The organism is Suttonella indologenes (assembly GCF_900460215.1).
GTDB lineage: Bacteria > Pseudomonadota > Gammaproteobacteria > Cardiobacteriales > Cardiobacteriaceae > Suttonella > Suttonella indologenes.
This window is the reverse complement of record NZ_UHIA01000004.1, coordinates 1272048-1289350: the sequence shown is the minus strand read 5'-3', so window position 1 is coordinate 1289350 and position 17303 is coordinate 1272048. Positions and strand designations below refer to the sequence as shown.

Genomic DNA, 17303 nt, shown 5'->3' with positions numbered 1-17303 from the left:
CCATCGGGATTTATTTGCGATGGCTTTTGTGTTTTTGCCTACGGCAGAAGAATTAAAGCGTATTCGTTTTTAAGCGGTCAATAAGTTGACCGCTTTTTTATTTCAGCAAATCCTGATAAGTAATCACGACCGGGGCATGGTCGGAAAAAACTTCTCCGATATAAATTTCGGCATCAATGACCTGATCGGCGAGATTATTGGTAATAATGTGATAATCAATCCGCCAACCGACGTTTTTCTCGCGTGCGCGGCTGCGCTGGCTCCACCAGGTATATTGCAATTCTTCTTGGTTAATCAGGCGGAAAGCATCTTTGTAGTTCAGAGCGAAGAGATCGCTCAGCCATTGGCGTTCATGCGGCAAAAAGCCGCTATTTTTCAAATTTCCTTTCCAGTTGCGGATATCGCGTTCCATATGCGCGATATTGATGTCGCCGCAAAGAATCACGCGATGATTATCCGCCGCCAAATCATCTAAATAGGGGCGGAATTTGATCATGAAAGCATCTTTTTTCGCTTGGCGCTCTTCGCCGGAAGTGCCGGAATGCATATACAGGGAAATAATGTGCAAATCGCCGTAGCGGGCTTCCAAATAGCGTCCTTCGCAATCCACTTCTTCCCAGCCGATACCGGTTTTTACTTCATCGGGTTTGTGTTTCAGATACAATGCGGTGCCGCTGTAGCCCTTTTTCTCGGCATCATGATAGTAGTTATAGTCAAAGGGAAAAAAAACGGGATTGCCTTCCAATTGGCTTTGCTGCGCTTTGGTTTCTTGTATGCAGACGGCATCGGCGTTTTGCTGTTCAAGCCATTGGAAAAAGCCTTTTCTTTCTGCAGCGCGAATGCCGTTGGCATTAAGGGTAATGATTTTAAACATAAGTAAATAGAGGTTGCGAAAAATGTTGGCAGTATATCAAAATCGTTTCTTGGAAACCGCGCTTGCGGTCAATGCGCTGAAATTCGGCGAATTTACTTTGAAATCCGGACGCAAAAGCCCGTATTTTTTCAATGCGGGCGCTTTTGCCGACGGGCAATCATTGGCGGTAATGGCGCAGGCCTATGCTGCCGTGATTAAGCAAATCTTATCAGAAGGACTAAAGGTGGATTTGCTCTTCGGGCCGGCATATAAGGGCATTCCCTTAGTAGCGGCGGTGGCGACGGTCTTATCGCTGCAAGAGGGTATCCATCTGCCTTGGGCTTTTAATCGCAAAGAAGAAAAAGCGCATGGCGAAGGCGGTATGTTGGTGGGCAGTGATGTACGCGGGAAAAAAGTATTGATTCTTGATGACGTGCTAACTGCCGGTACGGCGGTGCGCGCTTCCTTGCAGCTCTTAACAGCGCAGGGCGCAGAACCCATAGCTTTGGTGGTCGCTTTGGACAGGCAGGAAAAAATCGGCGACAGCGATTTATCGGCTTTGGAACATATTCGGCAAGAACGGAATTTGCATACGCGTGCCATCGTCGGCTTGAGCGATTTGCTCCGTTTTGTGCAGGATAAGGAAGAATACTGCTCCTGCTTGGCGGATTTAGAGGCTTACCGGCAAGCCTATGGCGCTTAAGCGCTTACTTGCTATTTCGTCCAAAGCAGCATATACTCGCGCGACTTTCTTTTATGCGCTAGCCGCTATCTTTTTATCCGCCTCGGCGGAATCCATCGGAGAAATTTATGTCAAAACCTATTGAAGTCAATAAGGCCGATTTTAAGGCGCAAGTCTTAGAATCAGACGTGCCGGTATTAGTCGATTTTTGGGCGCCTTGGTGCGGACCTTGCCGTGCAGTTGCGCCGATTTTAGAAGAAATGGCACAGGAATACGCCGGCAAATTGGCAATTGCCAAGATTAATGTTGACGATAATAACGAGATTTCCGTGCAATACGGCATCCGTTCTATCCCAACCTTGCTGCTATTTAAAAACGGACAATTAGTAGATACCCATATCGGCTTGTCTGCGCGAGGCAAAAGCGAGTTAGTAGAATTCGTGCAGCCGCATTTAGGCTAATTTATCTCTTGCCTGCCGTCAGCGCAGGCAAACCTTTTATTCTCTAAGTAACACAATTACACTCTATGAATTTAAGCGATTTAAAGAAAAAATCGCCGCAGGTCATTTTAGAGCTTGCGGAACAAATCGGACTTGAGGACATCGCACGCAAACGTAAGCAAGACCTTATTTTTGCTATCTTAAAAGAACAAGCCAAAAACGGCGAAGAAATCGAAGGTGACGGCGTATTGGAACTGCTGCCCGATGGTTACGGCTTTCTGCGTTCCGCCATCAATTCCTATCAGGCAGGCGCTGATGATTTATACGTCTCGCCCAGCATTATCCGCCGCTGCAATTTGCGCACCGGCGACACTGTGACCGGCAAATTGCGCCCCCCTAAAGACAATGAACGCTATTTTGCCCTGACCAAGATTGATACCATCAATTTCGACCCGCGCTCGGCGGCAAAACATAAAATCTTATTTGAAAATCTCACGCCCCTGCATGCCGAAGAACAATTGCGCTTGGAATTAGGCAACGGCAGCAGCGAAGACATTACCGCGCGCATGATTGACATGATTGCCCCGATCGGCAAAGGACAGCGCGGACTCATCGTTTCGCCGCCCAAGGCGGGCAAAACCGTGATGCTGCAAAATATTGCGCAATCCATCAATATCAACCATCCGGAAGTCTATCTGATTGTCTTGCTGATTGACGAGCGTCCCGAAGAAGTGACCGAAATGGAGCGTAGCGTTAAAGGCGAAGTCGTTTCTTCAACCTTTGACGAACCGGCGCAGCGCCATGTACAAGTGGCGGAAATGGTAATCGAAAAAGCCAAACGACTGGTCGAGCATAAACACGACGTCGTGATTCTCTGCGACTCCATCACGCGCCTTGCCCGCGCCTATAACACCGTCGCGCCTGCTTCAGGCAAAATTCTGACCGGCGGCGTGGATGCCAATGCCCTGCAACGCCCCAAACGTTTCTTCGGCGCGGCGCGCAATACCGAAGAAGCCGGCTCGCTGACCATTATCGCTACCGCCTTGATTGATACCGGATCCAAAATGGACGAAGTCATCTATGAAGAATTCAAAGGCACCGGCAATATGGAAATCCATCTCAGCCGCCGCATTGCGGAAAAACGCATCTTCCCGGCGATTGACATCAACCCATCAGGCACGCGCCGCGAAGAATTGATGATTGACCCCGATATCTTGCAGAAAATTTGGATTTTGCGCAAAATCTTGCATCCGATGGATGAGCTACAAGCGATTGAATTCTTATTGGAACGCATGAAAAATACCAAAACCAACAAAGAATTCTTCGATTCCATGAAAAACGGCAAATAAGTGAAGCGACAAGGCATCGGCTATGTCTTAACCCTTACCGCCTTAGCAATCCTGCTAGGCGGTTTTGCTTTGGCGGCGTATTGCAGCAACGGCACTGTATTCCAACGCGCCTTAGGCGCGGCAATGACCTTATTGCCGCTCTTATTATTCACACCCCGCGCCATCAAGCGTGATTTGCGCGCCTATCAAGCCTTAGCCTTAATGGCGCCGGTGTATTTGTTTTTCGGCGGCATTATTTGGCTATGGCACAGCCCGTGGTGGGGCGCATGGTTCTGCTTAGGTGCTGCCCTATTGGAAATCGGCACGATTTTGCATAATTACCGCAAACGAGTGCGCAAAAAAAATAGGGGCTGAAGCCCTTATTTTTATTTTGGAGCTAATCTCTCAGCCCCTATTTCTATTTTAAACGACTATAGTTTTCGGCAATTGAAGATATTGTATTTCAAAGGTTTAAAATTTTTGGCATAGATGCTTTTGATTTTGAGAAGCGGTTTCATTATAATTTTTTTATTTATAGTCAATTCATGACAAAGTTGCACACCTAAAAATATCAAGCTTTACTATTGTGCGGGCTAACATATAAAAACTGTGTCTTTATTTGAGCTGAATTGACTATATATTGTCATCTTTTTCTGTTTTTGCCTTTTTTATAAGGACTTAATCATGTTTCCAAAAGCCTTGCCTTTATAAAGCGCGGCATTAGCCGCTGCCATTTCCTCCGTCTATGCCCAAGAAGCGCAAGAGATTCAGCTGCGTACGGTTCTCGTATCGGCGGAGCAAGAAAAAATTGCGTAAGAATATCGCGGTCGCGAGGATATAGTTAAAGAATTTAAAAAAAGTTACAGCTTCAACTCACTTTACCGTACTCTCTGTATTGCCTGCAACTTGCCACCTTGTGTCACTTTTCCATTTCTTCGACTATAGTCAATTCATGGCAAAATTAATCATTTTTCAATCGGGTAGGTCGGATACTTGTATCCGACATTACTTAAAATATAAATTTGTCGGATTCAAGAATACGACTTCCTCTATAAATTAGTAGCTTAAGCACTTATGCCCAACACAATTTGTCATGCGAGTACTTTCTGGCATAAACGCCTAAGCTAAGGTTAAAAATATAATGTTCATATTTGTCATGAATCAACTATACTTTTTCACTTCTCCGACTATCAAGTACAGAATTGCTTCGTACTTGCCGCTTGATGATTTGGGAAAATTGCTCAATTAGCGTTTTTTAGCGCAGCGTCACCAATTCTTCCGCGCTGGTCGGATGAATGGCGACCGTATCGTCAAAATCGGCTTTGCAAGCCTCCATTTTGACTGCCACCGCAAAGCCTTGCAGCATTAGAGCGGCGCATTATGCAAAGCCTCGGCAGTATTGGCGGCATACCAAAAGAGTTTTTTAGGCACGCAGCCCACATTCACGCAGGTGCCGCCGACGCGTGCTTTTTCAATCAGAGCGACTTTCGCTCCGTACTCCGCCGCACGTCTCGCCGTCGCCACGCCGACGCTGCCGTCGCCAATACAAATTAAATCAAAGGTTTATGCTGTCATCATGCGCTCCTAAAAATAAAAAAGTTATTATAACTAATTTAATCTCAGAAGCTGATTAATCATAATGTTATCTGGCTAAAAATCCTTGCTAATTTCAATAAATATATTCTGCTCAGCAGCTTGATCATAAGCAAAATGATTGCTGCGCTGCCGTTTCCATTGATAAGTTAGGCGCGGGATAAAATTTTGCCAATGCCAATCGCGTTTCCACAGACTGAGATTTAATCCGTAACGCTCATCTTGACGCTGAATTTGAATAAAGTCTTTTTCTGCATAGTCTTTTTTTAAAGCATGTATTTGTATCATACTTGAAATACCTTGCTGCCATTCTTTCCCCCAGCCTAAACGTAGTCCATAATAGTCATAAGCATTACTTCTATCTTTAGCGGCCTCCTTACCTAAGTCTATACCAAAGGTAAAGTATTGTTTTATATCTGGACGATAGAATAAGGTATTTCCTAAGCGCTGGCTAATGCCATCTAAATGTTTACGCGTAAAAAAACGGTTATCGGCAATTTCATAATTAGCGAACCATTTCCAATGCTCGTTAATCTGCCAATTTCCTTGTAGGCGCAAACCATTACCATAGGAATAGCTGTCGCTGCCATAAAATCTCCGCTCATGAAAAGGGAGTATACCCCATTCATTTTTGCTGTTTTTCCACATTAGACCTATGCTGCTACGTAGTAATAAATCATCGTATTCATGTTTTTGCCAAAAAGTTTTACCATTTGCGGAAGCAGAAACGGCTAAATACCAATGCCCATCTAGTGCCCAGAGTTTATCTGCCGATAAGCCATAAGCTAATCCATAAGCTTTTTCAGGCGGTGCGAATTTCCAAGCGCCGACTTGCTGTTTCACAGGACTACCATTGATATTACGCTCCATCAAACCATGTGCATGAAAGTTGAATTGCCACTCTAGTTGCTTAGCAATGCCTGCTTGCAGGTTTTTTATTGTTTGCCGTATTTCTGGCGGTAATTCTTCATTATTTAATTGTGTAAATTGCTCATTAGCAGCAGCTAATCTCTTGTCTGCTAAAAGAGATAAAGCCAGTTGAAAGCGAAGGGGGGAAGAATTAGGATAAGAGGTTAAAATTTCTTCGTATAATTGAACCGCTTCTTTAGGATTTTCTTGTAAAAAAAATAGCATTGCCTGTCCATACTTATAAAGCATTTCGTCTTTTTTCGGAAGCTGTGCATATAATGGCAGGAGCAATATCAAAGCAGACTCATCTTGTAAAGTGATAGCGGAATTTAATGCTTGAGTAAGCAATACAGGTTGGGCAAGCAATTCTTGAGAAGTCATATTTTGTTCTTGTATTACAGTTGATTGTTTCTCTTCTGTCTCTTGCAATAATTCAAGCGTATTTTTTGAGAGATGAAAAGTTGGCCGTTCATCTGGGGAAAGAGGTTCAACAGATTGCGAATATATGGAAGTAGATAAAAAAACTGTAGTAAGCATCAGTGCTTGAGAAAAGATTCTTAGAAAAAACATAAAACCTCTTGGCGGTAAATATAGACACAGATTTGTGAGATTATTCAATTTATTGATTTTGATAAAGAATAAATTAATTTATCATGTATAATTTAAAAATATAGTACCTTAACTTCAAAATGAGACTTAGAGATACACATTTTGTCAGGAGAAGCGCTTAGAATAATCTCATTTTGAAGTTAAGAGACTATATAATTTAAAAATACCAAACAAAAAGAAAGCGGATTTATCCACTTTCTTTAATGATAAAAGCTGCTTGTTACTCTTCTATGTGTCCTCTTGTGCCACCGAATGAGCCCATAAAGTTAAGGCCGTCTTTTACATATTTATGTTTACCATGATAAACACCGCCAATTTCTGATGCTTGCGGACCATAGAATCTACCTTCTACGCTTTCGATGTCACCGCCGAAGATTTCTCTGTCAATGCCAGTAAAGCTAGAGCCTTCAATTTTAGCTTTAATTGAACGTGCTAAATGTTCAGTTCCAATTCCTACAAAAATCGATTTATTAGCAAAATCTACAAGTGCTGCGAAGTTTCCTGATCGTTCATAGCCCTCGCCCTCTTCAGCAGCTGAATTATATACTGCTTCATAATATTTACCCTCATATCTCGCTTTACCTGCTGTTGGCATATCCGAGGTAATTTCGCCAAAACTGTAAAGGTAAGGCGTTCCGTCTGATAACTCAACTTTGCCGAAAGAAGAAAAAGATTGTGGGAAATTTTTAGTAAATTCAGCTGCTGGAACTAGAGAAATAGTCTGTCCATTAACAATAATACTTGTACGCGTATCATTTGTGAATTTATTACTTATGTATTTAAGAGGAGAAGAAGAATTTACTGAGGAAGGATCTATTGCCAATAACAGACCTTCGTATTTAGCAGTATTACCGCCAGTATTACCGCCAGTATTACCGCCAGTGTTACCGCCAGTGTTACCGCCAGTGTTACCGCCAGCATTGCCGCCAGTGTTACCGCCAGTATTACCGCCAGTATTACCGCCAGTATTACCGCCAGTGTTACCACCAGCATTGCTGCCGGTGTTACCGCCAGCATTGCCGCCAGCATTGCCGCCAGTGTTACCGCCAGTGTTACCACCAGTGTTACCACCAGTGTTACCACCAGTGTTACCACCAGTGTTACCACCAGTGTTACCACCAGTGTTACCGCCAGTGTTACCGCCAGTGTTACCGCCAGTATTGCCGCCAGTGTTACCACCAGTATTGCCGCCAGCATTGCCGCCAGTATTACCGCCAGTATTACCGCCAGTATTGCCACCAGTGTTACCGCCAGTATTGCCGCTAGTATTGCCGCCAGTGTTACCGCCGGTGTTACCGCCAGTATTGCCGCCAGTATTGCCGCCAGTATTGCCGCCAGTATTGCCGCCAGTATTGCCGCCAGTATTGCCGCCAGCATTGCTGCCGGTTTTACCGGTTGAGCCTGAAATATTTGAATCTGTTAAATTACTTTTATTATTGCTACTGCCACAAGCGGCTAAAGTTATTGATAAGACTAAAAGTAAAAGTGCTTTTGTCTGCATGATAATGTCTCCATAGAATTAAAAATAAAGTTTTGAAATTGAGACCTTCTGGACTTTTGTAAAGTCAACACATTTTTACAGCTACCTTTCAAATATATCTATATTTTGATATGGTCTGAAATCTTTGCAAACTGTATCTATATCTGGCTCTTAGATATAACTTAAGTCTAGTTTCATCCAGATCCAGATAAATAATGGGATGAAGGTCTCTTCTTGCATTATAGGCTAAAAGTACAGGGCATTTTGTCTGAAAAGTTGACATTTTTATCCCCTATCGCTGGAGAAGTGGAAAAGTAGTATAGTCTCTTAACTTCAAAATGAGATTATTCTAACGCTTCTCCTGACAAAATGTGTATCCCTAAGTCTCATTTTGAAGTTAAGGTACTATACAAGGCGGCGAGTTGCAGACGGCACAGAAATTACAGTGATGCGAGCTAATATAGTCTCTTAACTTCAAAATGAGATTATTCTAAGCGCTTCTCCTGACAAAATGTGTATCTCTAAGTCTCATTTTGAAGTTAAGGTACTATATTACAGGGTTAACATATTGATTATGATGTGAAAAACAATATAATACTTAGAAATAAAGCCGCATAGACGACTAAGATTGGCGATGTATATCGCGCAATTGGCGGCGTTCACGTTTATCCGGTCTTTGCTGCGGGTATTCGACTAAAGCGCGCGCTTGTTGCTGCAATGCGGCGAGTTTTTCGCGTTTTGCTTGGCTTTCTACGCTTTCTTCATAGAAAGTGGCGGCGATTTTGGCAGCAGGGCGGCGCGTTTCCAATACCAGTACGCGCACGGTGTATTCCTGCGTCGGGGATTTGTGAATGTCGATGATGTCGCCGATTTGTAGCAGGCGCGCGGGTTTGCAGCGCGCACCTGCGACTAAGATGCGTCCGTTTTTAATCGCACTGACGGCTAATTGGCGGGTTTTGAAAAAGCGTGCCGCAACGAGCCATTGGTCGATGCGGCAATGCGGGCTTTCTTGCATTAAGATTCTTGCGCGGCAGGGCTGTCATTGCCGCGTTTTTGCTGCTGCTTGTCGGGCAGGTTGATGTTGAGCACCAGTGCTTCCGCTTCGCCGTCGCGTTCGATATTGGTTTCAATATCTTGCGGCTCGATGTGAATGTATTTGCGCACCACTTCCAAGATTTCGCGCTTCATTTCTTCCATGAACAGCGGCTGTTCGTTAGGGGCGGAAATGCGTCCGTCGCGTTGATGCGCCACGATGATTTGCAAGCGTTCCTTCGCAATTTGCGCGGTATTGCTTTGCTTTTTGAAAATATCTAAAAATCCCATGCTTTAGCTCCCGAAGATTTTGGAGAAAAAGCCTTTTTTCGGAGCTTCTAAAAAGCGGTGCGGCAATTTGTCATTGCCTAAAAGACGTTCGACTAAATCGGAATAGGCTTGTCCTGCCGCGTCTTCACTGGCGAGAATGACCGGCGTGCCGCTGTTGGAGGCATTGAGTACGGCTTTGCTTTCAGGAATCACGCCCAGCAGTTTGACTTTCAGGATGTCGATGATGTCTTCAACGGAGAGCATTTCGCCGATTTCGACGCGCTCGGGGTTGTAGCGTGTGATGACCAGATGTTCTTTAACCGGTTCCTGCCCCAATTCGCTGCGGTGCGATTTGCTTTGCAATATGCCTAAAATGCGGTCGGAATCGCGCACGGACGAGACTTCCGGATTGGTGGTGATGATGGCTTCGTCGGCATAGTAGAGCGCCATCAATGCGCCGTGTTCGATGCCGGCGGGGCTGTCGCAGATGATGTATTCAAAGCCCATGCTTTTGAGTTCTTCGATGACTTTTGCCACGCCGTCGAAGGTCAGGGCGTCTTTGTCGCGGGTTTGCGAGGCGGCGAGGATGTATAAATCGCTGACGCTTTTATCTTTAATCAGGGCTTGGCTTAAATTGGCTTCGTTTTGAATGACGTTGACGAAATCATAGACTACGCGGCGTTCAACGCCCATAATCAAGTCCAAATTGCGCAGACCGACGTCAAAATCGATGACGACGGTTTTATGTCCTTTCAAGGCGAGTCCGGTAGCGATGCTGGCGCTGGTGGTGGTTTTGCCCACGCCGCCTTTTCCAGAGGTAATAACGATTACTTTTGACATATTTTTTCTCTCTTATTCAGTAAAGCGGCGCATTATAGCGACACAATCAACATGGTTTCATCTTTATTGAGCGTGACCAGACAATTTTTGCCGCCGCGATAGGGGTCTAATTGCTCGAAGTTTTGATAGCTGCCGGCAATCGAGACGATTTCCGCATCGAAATCATTGGCGAAAATATGGGCTTCGTCATTGCCTTGCGCACCGGCAAAGGCACGACCGCGCAGACTGCCCAAGATATAGACGTTGCCGTCGGCGATGACTTCCGCACCTGCTCCGACTGTGCCGATGACGGTCAAATCGCCGCCTTGTGCGTACACCCGTTGTCCGGAACGAACATTGCCGCGCAGGATTTTATTTTGCGCGGCAAGCGGCGGCGCGATTGCCGCAGCAGAAGGGGGAAGGGCGGCTGCGATAGTTTGGGGCTTGGGACTTTTTTCGGCATTGGGCTGAGGTTTTGCCGCTGCGCGAATGTCATTGATTTCAAATTTTGCCAGTCCTTGCGCAGCAATTTCCGCTTCTTCCAGCGAAGTACCGCTGATGCCGACCAAACTGAGTTTGTGTTGATTAAATACTTGTTTTAATTGTGCAAGGTCGCGCATTTCGCCCTCATTGATGCGGCTGCAATCCGCTACAATCGGCATGGCGGTAAAAAAATCCGGCGGCGCATGCGCGAGCTTTTCTTCAAGAACGGCGGCAATGCGGCTGAAATCGGTACTGTCTAAATACATTAAGGTGATATTTGCGCTGTAAGATTTGGATTCTAAACTGGGCATTGTTCTGTCTTTAATTCATAAGGGCTTCGATGCGCGCATGATAGCTTGCGGCGGGGCTTTACTCAAGGAATACCGCTGCTAGAGCGCCTGATATTCGCGCATATCGCGGTGTTCGATTTGCAAACTGGGAAAATCCGCTTGCAGAGTTTTGCCGATGCCTTCGGCAACATAGACGCTGCGATGCTGTCCGCCGGTGCAGCCGATGCAGATATTGAGATAGGCGCGGTTTTGATTTTGTACGAATTGCGGCAGCCAGTTCTGCAAATAGGCGGCGGTATTGGCGATGAATTGCTGCGGCTGCGGCTGGGCATCGAGCCAGTCGATGATGGGCTGCTGCGTGCCGCTGAAGGGGCGGATATCGGCTTCCCAATGCGGATTAGGCAAAAATCGTACGTCAAAAATAAAATCCGCATTGCTGGGAATGCCGTGTTTGAAGCCGAAAGATTGGATGGTCAGCATCAATTGCGGTGCTTGCGTGGACAGCAGGCGGATGATTTTTTCGCGCAATTGCGCGGTATTGTAGGTGCTGGTATCGACGATAATATCCGCCAGATTATTCAGCTCGCCCAAGAGGCGTTTTTCTTCTTCGATCGCCGTCAGCACATTGCTTTTCGCCTGATTGCCGGTATGCAAAGGGTGAGGGCGGCGGCTTTCATTGTAGCGGCGGACAAGGGTTTGATTATCCGCGGTTAAAAAGAGAATTTGCAGGGGATAATCGCGTTTGAATTGCTTGAGTTGTGCGGCAAGATTGACAATTCCTTGGGGGTTGCGCGCATCTAGGGCGACTGCTACCGGCTGATGATGCCGGCTGGCAAAATCGCGTAGAAAAGGCTCCAGCAGCAGGGTGGGCAAATTATCCACGCAATAGTAGCCGATATCTTCCAAGGTATTGAGGACAAATGATTTTCCCGCACCCGCCAAGCCTGTCACAATTAACATTTTTTTCTCCGTGTGGCAACATTGGGACGTGCATTAAGCCTCGTCCTAATTGTTATGATGTTATCCGAAAACTTCGATGCTTTCGATTATATAGTCTCTTCAGATTAAAATGATACGCCTTAAAGAAAATATTGTAATATTTTTCAATATTTTGAAAATTTTTATTGTCTCATTTTAATCTGAAGACACTATAGCCTCCGCTGCCGATTGCTTAATCGCGTGGGCGGCTTGATGTTTGTTTCAACACACAGAGCGACACATAAAGCGTCGCTCTGTGTGTTGCCCTGAATTGGAAGAGGTTACCCCTCTCCCACAAGATTATCCTCCCTAAAGGGAGGGGTTTCAAGCAGTAAGGAAATTTTGATGAAAAAGCCCGCGCGAGCGGGCAGGGTAGTTTTACTGAATGCGTTTGTATTTGATGCGATGCGGTTGGTCGGCTTCATCGCCTAGGCGGCGTTTGCGGTCGGCTTCATAATCGCTGTAAGAACCTGAGAAAAATTCCACATGGCTGTCGCCTTCAAAGGCCAGAATATGCGTGGCGACGCGGTCTAAGAACCAGCGGTCATGCGAAATAATCAAGGCGCTGCCCGGGAAGGCCAAAATCGCTTCTTCCAAGGCGCGCAGAGTTTCTACGTCCAAATCGTTGGTCGGTTCGTCGAGCAATAAGACGTTGCCGCCGCTTTTGAGCAGTTTTGCCAAATGCAGACGGTTGCGCTCGCCGCCCGACAAATCGCCGACGAATTTCTGCTGATCCGCGCCTTTGAAGTTGAAGCGTCCGATATAGGCGCGGCTGGGAATGGTGTAGTTGCCGACGATGATATTGTCCAAGCCGTCGGAGACTTCTTCCCACACGGTTTTCTTGTCGTCTAGCGCATCGCGGCTTTGATCGACAAAGGCGAGTTTGACCGTTTCGCCGATTTCAATGCTGCCGCTATCGGGCGTATCGCGACCGGCAATCAGGTTGAATAAGGTTGATTTACCGGCGCCGTTGGGGCCGATAATGCCCAAAATCGCGCCCGCCGGCAGATTGAAGCTTAAGTTTTCATAGAGAATTTTATGCTCGAAACCTTTGGCAAGATTATCGGCGATAATCACTTTGTCGCCCAAGCGGTCGCCGACAGGAATATAGATTTCCTGTGTTTCCGCGCGTTTTTGGAATTCTTTGCCGGATAACTCGTCAAAGCGTGCCAAACGCGCCTTGCTCTTGCTTTGGCGGCCTTTGGCATTTTGGCGTACCCATTCCAATTCCTGCTTTAAGGCGCGGCGGTGGGCGGATTCTTGTTTTTCTTCGATTTCCAGACGTTTTTCTTTCTGCTCCAGCCAAGAGGAATAATTGCCCTGCCAAGGAATGCCTTGTCCGCGGTCGAGTTCCAAAATCCAACCGGCGACGTTATCTAAGAAATAGCGGTCGTGCGTGACCGCAACTACCGTGCCGGGGAAATCGTGCAGATAGCGTTCCAGCCAAGCGATGGATTCGGCGTCCAAATGGTTGGTCGGTTCGTCTAAAAGCAACATGTCGGGATTGGATAGCAACAGACGGCATAATGCCACGCGGCGTTTTTCCCCGCCGGAGAGCGTACCGGCTTTTTGTTCCCAAGGCGGTAAACGCAGGGCATCGGCGGCAATATCCATGCGCCGCTCGTTATCATGACCGCCACCGGCGGAGAGTTTGTTTTCCAGTTCCGCCTGTTTGGCAGCCAAAGCCTCGAAATCGGCATCCGGCTCGGCATAGGCGGCGTAAACGGCATTCAATTCTTCTTGTACGGAAGCCATGTCGCTCATCGCTTCTTCCACGATTTCGCGCACGGTTTTTTCTGGGTCAAGCTGCGGCTCCTGCGGCAAATAGCCGATTTGAATATTCGGCTGCGGACGCGCTTCGCCGATGATGTCGGTGTCCACGCCGGCCATGATGCGCAGCAAAGTCGATTTACCTGCGCCGTTTAAACCCAAAATGCCGATTTTGGCGCCGGGGAAAAAAGAAAGGGAAATATCTTTTAAGATATGTTTGCCCGGCGGCACAACCTTGCCCACGCGGTTCATTGTAAATACATATTGACTCATAGTTCTTTGAGATTAAGGAAAGATAGCGGTATTCTATAAGACCTGTTAGGAAATACCAAACTTCTATGACCGCGAACAAATTCAATGCTTATATCCGCTTGATGCGTATTGATAAACCCGTCGGCACCCTGCTGTTGGCATGGAGCAGCCTGTGGGGATTATGGCTGGCAGGCGGGGGGCAGCCGCCGGCGGCGGTGTTTTGCATCATCATGCTCGGCACATGGACGATGCGCAGCGCCGGCTGTGCCGTCAATGACCTTGCCGACCGCCGTTTTGACGGCAAAGTCAAGCGCACGCACGGTCGCCCGCTTGCCACCGGTGAATTGAGCGTCAAAGAAGCCTTGGCTGCCGCCGCTTTGATGCTGTTTTTGAGCTTGCTCTTGGTCTTGCAATTGAATTGGCAATCGCTTGTGCTTGCCTTTGCCTGCGCGACGGTTGCCATTATTTACCCTTTTTGCAAACGCTTTTTGCCCACCCCGCAGGCGGTTTTGGGCGTGGCCTTTGCCAGCGCAATTTTGCTGGCACATACTGCGATTTTGGGGCGCATCACGGCGGCGAGCTTTTTTATGTTTCTCGGCAGCGTGTTCTGGGCATTGGTCTATGATACTTACTACGCCCTTGTCGATAGAGATGACGATATTCCGCTGAATCTGCATTCTTCCGCCATCTTCTCGCAGGGCTTTGAGCGGCGTTTCATTGCGCTGATGGCGGCGGCGATGCTCTTATGCCTTGTGATTGCCGGCATTTTGGCCCGACTCGGCGCTTATTATTACCTAGGATTGCTCGCCGCTGCCGCCTTATTGGTACAAGAACTGTATATGACGCGCCGCTTAGACCGCGAAAGCTGCTTTGCCGCCTTTCATCATAATAATTGGGTAGGCGCGGCGATTTGGGGCGGCTTGATAATTGAATTTTTACCTTAGATATTGTTCTGCAGAGATACAAAAAAATCGAATATAGTCGAAGAATTGAAAAACTGACACAAAGTGGCAAATTGCAGACGGTAGAGAGTATAGAAAAGAGAGGCGAAGCTGTAACTCTTTTTAAACTCTTCGGCTATAGTTGAAGAATTGTTCATCAAAATTTCCTTACTGGTTGAAACCCCTCCCTTTAGGGAGGATAATCTTGTGGGAGAGGTGCAACCTCTTCCAATTCAGGGCAACACACAGAGCGACGCTTTATGTGTCGCTCTGTGTGTTGAAACATTGCTCGACTATACATTGCTAAAAAATTATTCTGCAAAAATTATCTTGAGATAAGAAATAAAAATTAACAAGCCGATGCCCTGCATCGGCTTGTTTTTGCGTGATGATTTAGGATGCTTGCGTTTTTCGCTGTTTCTGTAAGAGAAAGAGGCCGATAGCAATCACAAGTCCAATCATATCTGTGAGGATGCCGCCATAAATCAATACCAATGCGGCAATAAGCAGCATTGCGCGTTGCCATTGCGCCAAATGGCCGAAGTAGTAGCCTTGCACCGCAGCGGAGAGTAGGAACATGCCGAGGCTGGCGGTCAGCGCCACATGGAGGATTTCCATTGTGCCGCCTTGCATGAGCATGGCAGGGCTGAAGAAGAACATGAAGGGCACGATAAAGGCGGCTAAGCCGATTTTAAAGGCGGCGACGGAGGTTTTCATCGGATTGTCGCCGGATATGCCGGCGGCGGCATAGGCGGCAAGAGCGACCGGCGGCGTGATGGCGGACATCACGGCGAAATAAAACACAAAGAAATGTGCAATCAGCGGCGAGATGCCGAGATTGATGAGTCCCGGAGCGACGACGGAGGCGGCGACTGCATAGGCGGCGGTAGTAGGCATGCCCATGCCGAGCAGGATAGAGATACACATGGCAAAGAACATGGCAAGCAGTTGGTTGACACCGGCTAAGTCGAGGAGCAGAGAGGAAAAGCGCGCGCCTAAGCCTGTGAGCGAAATCACGCCGACAATCAGCCCTGCGCAGGCACAAACGGCAATGATTTGAATCGACATGGTGGCGGAGAGCCGCAGGGCTTCAAGAATGCTGCGGATGCCCATGCGATGCGGCGTAAACCAACTGACGACGGCGGCGGCAAGGGTGGCGAGCGTGCCGGCGCGGATGACGGAGTAGCCCATAAAGAGGGCATAAATTAAGATGAGAATCGGCGCAAAGAGGAAGGCTTGTTTGATGAGCTTCTGAAATTGCGGAATTTCTTCTTTACTCATGCCGCGCATGCCGTTTTTCTGTGCTTCCAAATCAATCATGAAATAGATGGAGAGGAAATACAATGCGGCGGGAATGAGGGCGGCGATGGCGATGTCGCGGTAGGCAATGCCGGTGATTTCCGCCATGATAAAGGCGCCTGCACCCATAATCGGCGGCATGATTTGTCCGCCGGTGGAGGCGGCGGCTTCAATTGCGCCGGCGCTGCGGGCGGAATAGCCGACGCGTTTCATCAAAGGTATGGTCAGCGAGCCTGTGGAGACAACGTTGCCGGCGGAAGTGCCGTTAATCATGCCCATGAGTCCGGAGGCGAATATGGCGACTTTGGCAGGGCCGCCGCGGGCGCGTCCGGCTATCGAGAAGGCGAAATTAACGAAATAATCGCCGACTTTCGAGGCCTGCAAAAAGGCGGCGAAGATAATGAATAAAATAATGTAGGTTGAGGATACGGCGGTGGTTTGTCCGAGTACGCCGATATCGGTATAGACTTGGCTGAAAAAGCGTTGGACGGATAAGCCGGGGAAGGCGAGTACGCCGGGCAGGTATTTGCCTAAGAAGACGTAGAGCAGAAAAATCACGGAAATGATGACTAAGGCACTGCCTGCCACGCGGCGCGTGAGTTCCAAAATCAGCAATGAGGCGGCAATGGCGGCATAGGCGATGCCGACCGGCGCAAAGGGTGTGCCGGTGGACATGCGCAGGTTGGAATTGTAAATCAGCAGCAGATAGACGGCACTGGCGATGCTGGCAAGAATCAGCACGCCTTCGACCAAAGGCATTTTTTCGCGGCGTTTGTGGGTCAACCAAGCCAAGATGATTGCGGCGGCGGTGGCAAAGACTAAGGGATAGCCGAAATGATAGGTTTCGACCGCCGGCGCGATGCGTTTAGCACCATTGGCAAAGGCGCGCCACATCCAAAAGGTGCTGCCGAGCGCGTATAAGACCGGTAGATAGAGGGCGGCGGCGATGAGGGTAAATAATTTGTGGCTTTCTTCTGCCGCACTTTCGGCAAAGCGGTTGCCCGAAAACAAAATAAAGCCGAGGATTAAAGCGCCCGTGATGTGCAAAATACGGTACGACCAAGTTTCAATCGGATAAATATTGAGCACAATCAGATGAAATGCCGCATAGAGGATGCCTAGGGCGGCAATCAATCCTATGTGCCAGCCTTGATAAAGGCGGCGGTTGCTTTCGATGACTTCGGCATCGACATCTGTGGCTAATACGGGGGCGATAGGGGCTTCGCTGCCGCTGTGCTGCGGGCTATGTGTTGTAGGCGTCATGTAAATCTCGCA

The 17303-nt window shown here is 47.6% G+C and carries 16 protein-coding genes and 2 pseudogenes; 5 read left to right on the top strand and 13 right to left on the bottom strand.

The genetic code is table 11. The features are described from left to right. Positions 1-97 precede the first annotated feature (97 nt). Positions 98-874, bottom strand: coding sequence for an exodeoxyribonuclease III (locus DYC63_RS10315; RefSeq protein ID WP_115219140.1), 777 nt, complete (start codon positions 872-874; stop codon positions 98-100). Positions 875-899: 25 nt separating this feature from the next. Between DYC63_RS10315 and pyrE the strand changes: the two genes are divergently transcribed. The 4 genes from pyrE to DYC63_RS10295 all read left to right on the top strand — a co-directional run bounded on the left by pyrE (position 900) and on the right by DYC63_RS10295 (position 3678). Continuing rightward, entirely contained in the window at positions 900-1556 is a 657-nt protein-coding gene (gene pyrE, locus DYC63_RS10310) for an orotate phosphoribosyltransferase (protein ID WP_172459515.1), read from the top strand. 107 nt (positions 1557-1663) lie between these two features. Next, positions 1664-1996 carry a thioredoxin gene (trxA, locus tag DYC63_RS10305; protein WP_115219138.1) on the top strand — a complete coding sequence of 111 codons (333 nt, stop codon included), beginning with the start codon at positions 1664-1666 and terminating at the stop codon, positions 1994-1996. A 65-nt stretch (positions 1997-2061) separates the two neighbouring features. Continuing rightward, positions 2062-3324 carry a transcription termination factor Rho gene (rho, locus tag DYC63_RS10300; protein ID WP_115219137.1) on the top strand — a complete coding sequence of 421 codons (1263 nt, stop codon included), beginning with the start codon at positions 2062-2064 and terminating at the stop codon, positions 3322-3324. Next, positions 3325-3678 (top strand): ABC transporter, encoded by a 354-nt coding sequence (locus DYC63_RS10295; protein ID WP_115219136.1) that lies wholly within the window; start codon positions 3325-3327, stop codon positions 3676-3678. 880 nt (positions 3679-4558) lie between these two features. On the opposite strand, the pseudogene DYC63_RS10290 reads toward DYC63_RS10295, so the two are convergent. The 11 genes and pseudogenes from DYC63_RS10290 to ettA all read right to left on the bottom strand — a co-directional run. Continuing rightward, positions 4559-4669 (bottom strand): annotated as a pseudogene (locus DYC63_RS10290) (hypothetical protein); the annotation flags it as partial. Positions 4670-4674: 5 nt separating this feature from the next. After that, positions 4675-4854: pseudogene (locus tag DYC63_RS10285) on the bottom strand (FAD-dependent oxidoreductase); the annotation flags it as partial. 99 nt (positions 4855-4953) lie between these two features. After that, complete coding sequence (locus DYC63_RS10280; protein ID WP_115219135.1) at positions 4954-6375, bottom strand: surface lipoprotein assembly modifier; 1422 nt, start codon at positions 6373-6375, stop codon at positions 4954-4956. A 259-nt stretch (positions 6376-6634) separates the two neighbouring features. Beyond that, entirely contained in the window at positions 6635-7237 is a 603-nt protein-coding gene (locus DYC63_RS12420; protein WP_147284942.1) for a transferrin-binding protein-like solute binding protein, read from the bottom strand. Then, positions 7228-7791, bottom strand: coding sequence for a hypothetical protein (locus DYC63_RS12720; protein WP_172459494.1), 564 nt, complete (start codon positions 7789-7791; stop codon positions 7228-7230). Before DYC63_RS12720 ends, DYC63_RS12420 begins: the two co-directional genes overlap by 10 nt. Before the next feature lie 725 nt (positions 7792-8516). Continuing rightward, complete coding sequence (locus tag DYC63_RS10265) at positions 8517-8909, bottom strand: RNA-binding S4 domain-containing protein (RefSeq protein WP_115219134.1); 393 nt, start codon at positions 8907-8909, stop codon at positions 8517-8519. Then, entirely contained in the window at positions 8909-9217 is a 309-nt protein-coding gene (minE, locus tag DYC63_RS10260; protein WP_115219133.1) for a cell division topological specificity factor MinE, read from the bottom strand. Before minE ends, DYC63_RS10265 begins: the two co-directional genes overlap by 1 nt. Positions 9218-9220: 3 nt before the next feature. Continuing rightward, complete coding sequence (gene minD / locus DYC63_RS10255) at positions 9221-10036, bottom strand: septum site-determining protein MinD (protein ID WP_115219132.1); 816 nt, start codon at positions 10034-10036, stop codon at positions 9221-9223. A gap of 32 nt (positions 10037-10068) precedes the next feature. After that, the gene (gene minC / locus DYC63_RS10250; protein ID WP_115219131.1) at positions 10069-10809 is read right to left on the bottom strand and encodes a septum site-determining protein MinC; all 741 of its coding nucleotides are present in this window, start codon (positions 10807-10809) and stop codon (positions 10069-10071) included. A gap of 78 nt (positions 10810-10887) precedes the next feature. Then, positions 10888-11748 carry an RNase adapter RapZ gene (gene rapZ, locus DYC63_RS10245; RefSeq protein WP_115219130.1) on the bottom strand — a complete coding sequence of 287 codons (861 nt, stop codon included), beginning with the start codon at positions 11746-11748 and terminating at the stop codon, positions 10888-10890. 396 nt (positions 11749-12144) lie between these two features. Further along, on the bottom strand, positions 12145-13809 hold the full coding sequence (ettA, locus tag DYC63_RS10240) for an energy-dependent translational throttle protein EttA (RefSeq protein ID WP_115219129.1): 1665 nt from the start codon (positions 13807-13809) through the stop codon (positions 12145-12147). 65 nt (positions 13810-13874) lie between these two features. Between ettA and ubiA the strand changes: the two genes are divergently transcribed. After that, positions 13875-14732, top strand: a complete 858-nt coding sequence (gene ubiA, locus DYC63_RS10235) for a 4-hydroxybenzoate octaprenyltransferase (RefSeq protein WP_115219128.1) — start codon at positions 13875-13877, stop codon at positions 14730-14732. 390 nt (positions 14733-15122) lie between these two features. Here the strand turns inward: ubiA and DYC63_RS10230 are convergent, their stop codons facing one another. Continuing rightward, on the bottom strand, positions 15123-17291 hold the full coding sequence (locus DYC63_RS10230; RefSeq protein ID WP_115219127.1) for a TRAP transporter permease: 2169 nt from the start codon (positions 17289-17291) through the stop codon (positions 15123-15125). Between the last annotated feature and the right edge of the window lie 12 nt (positions 17292-17303).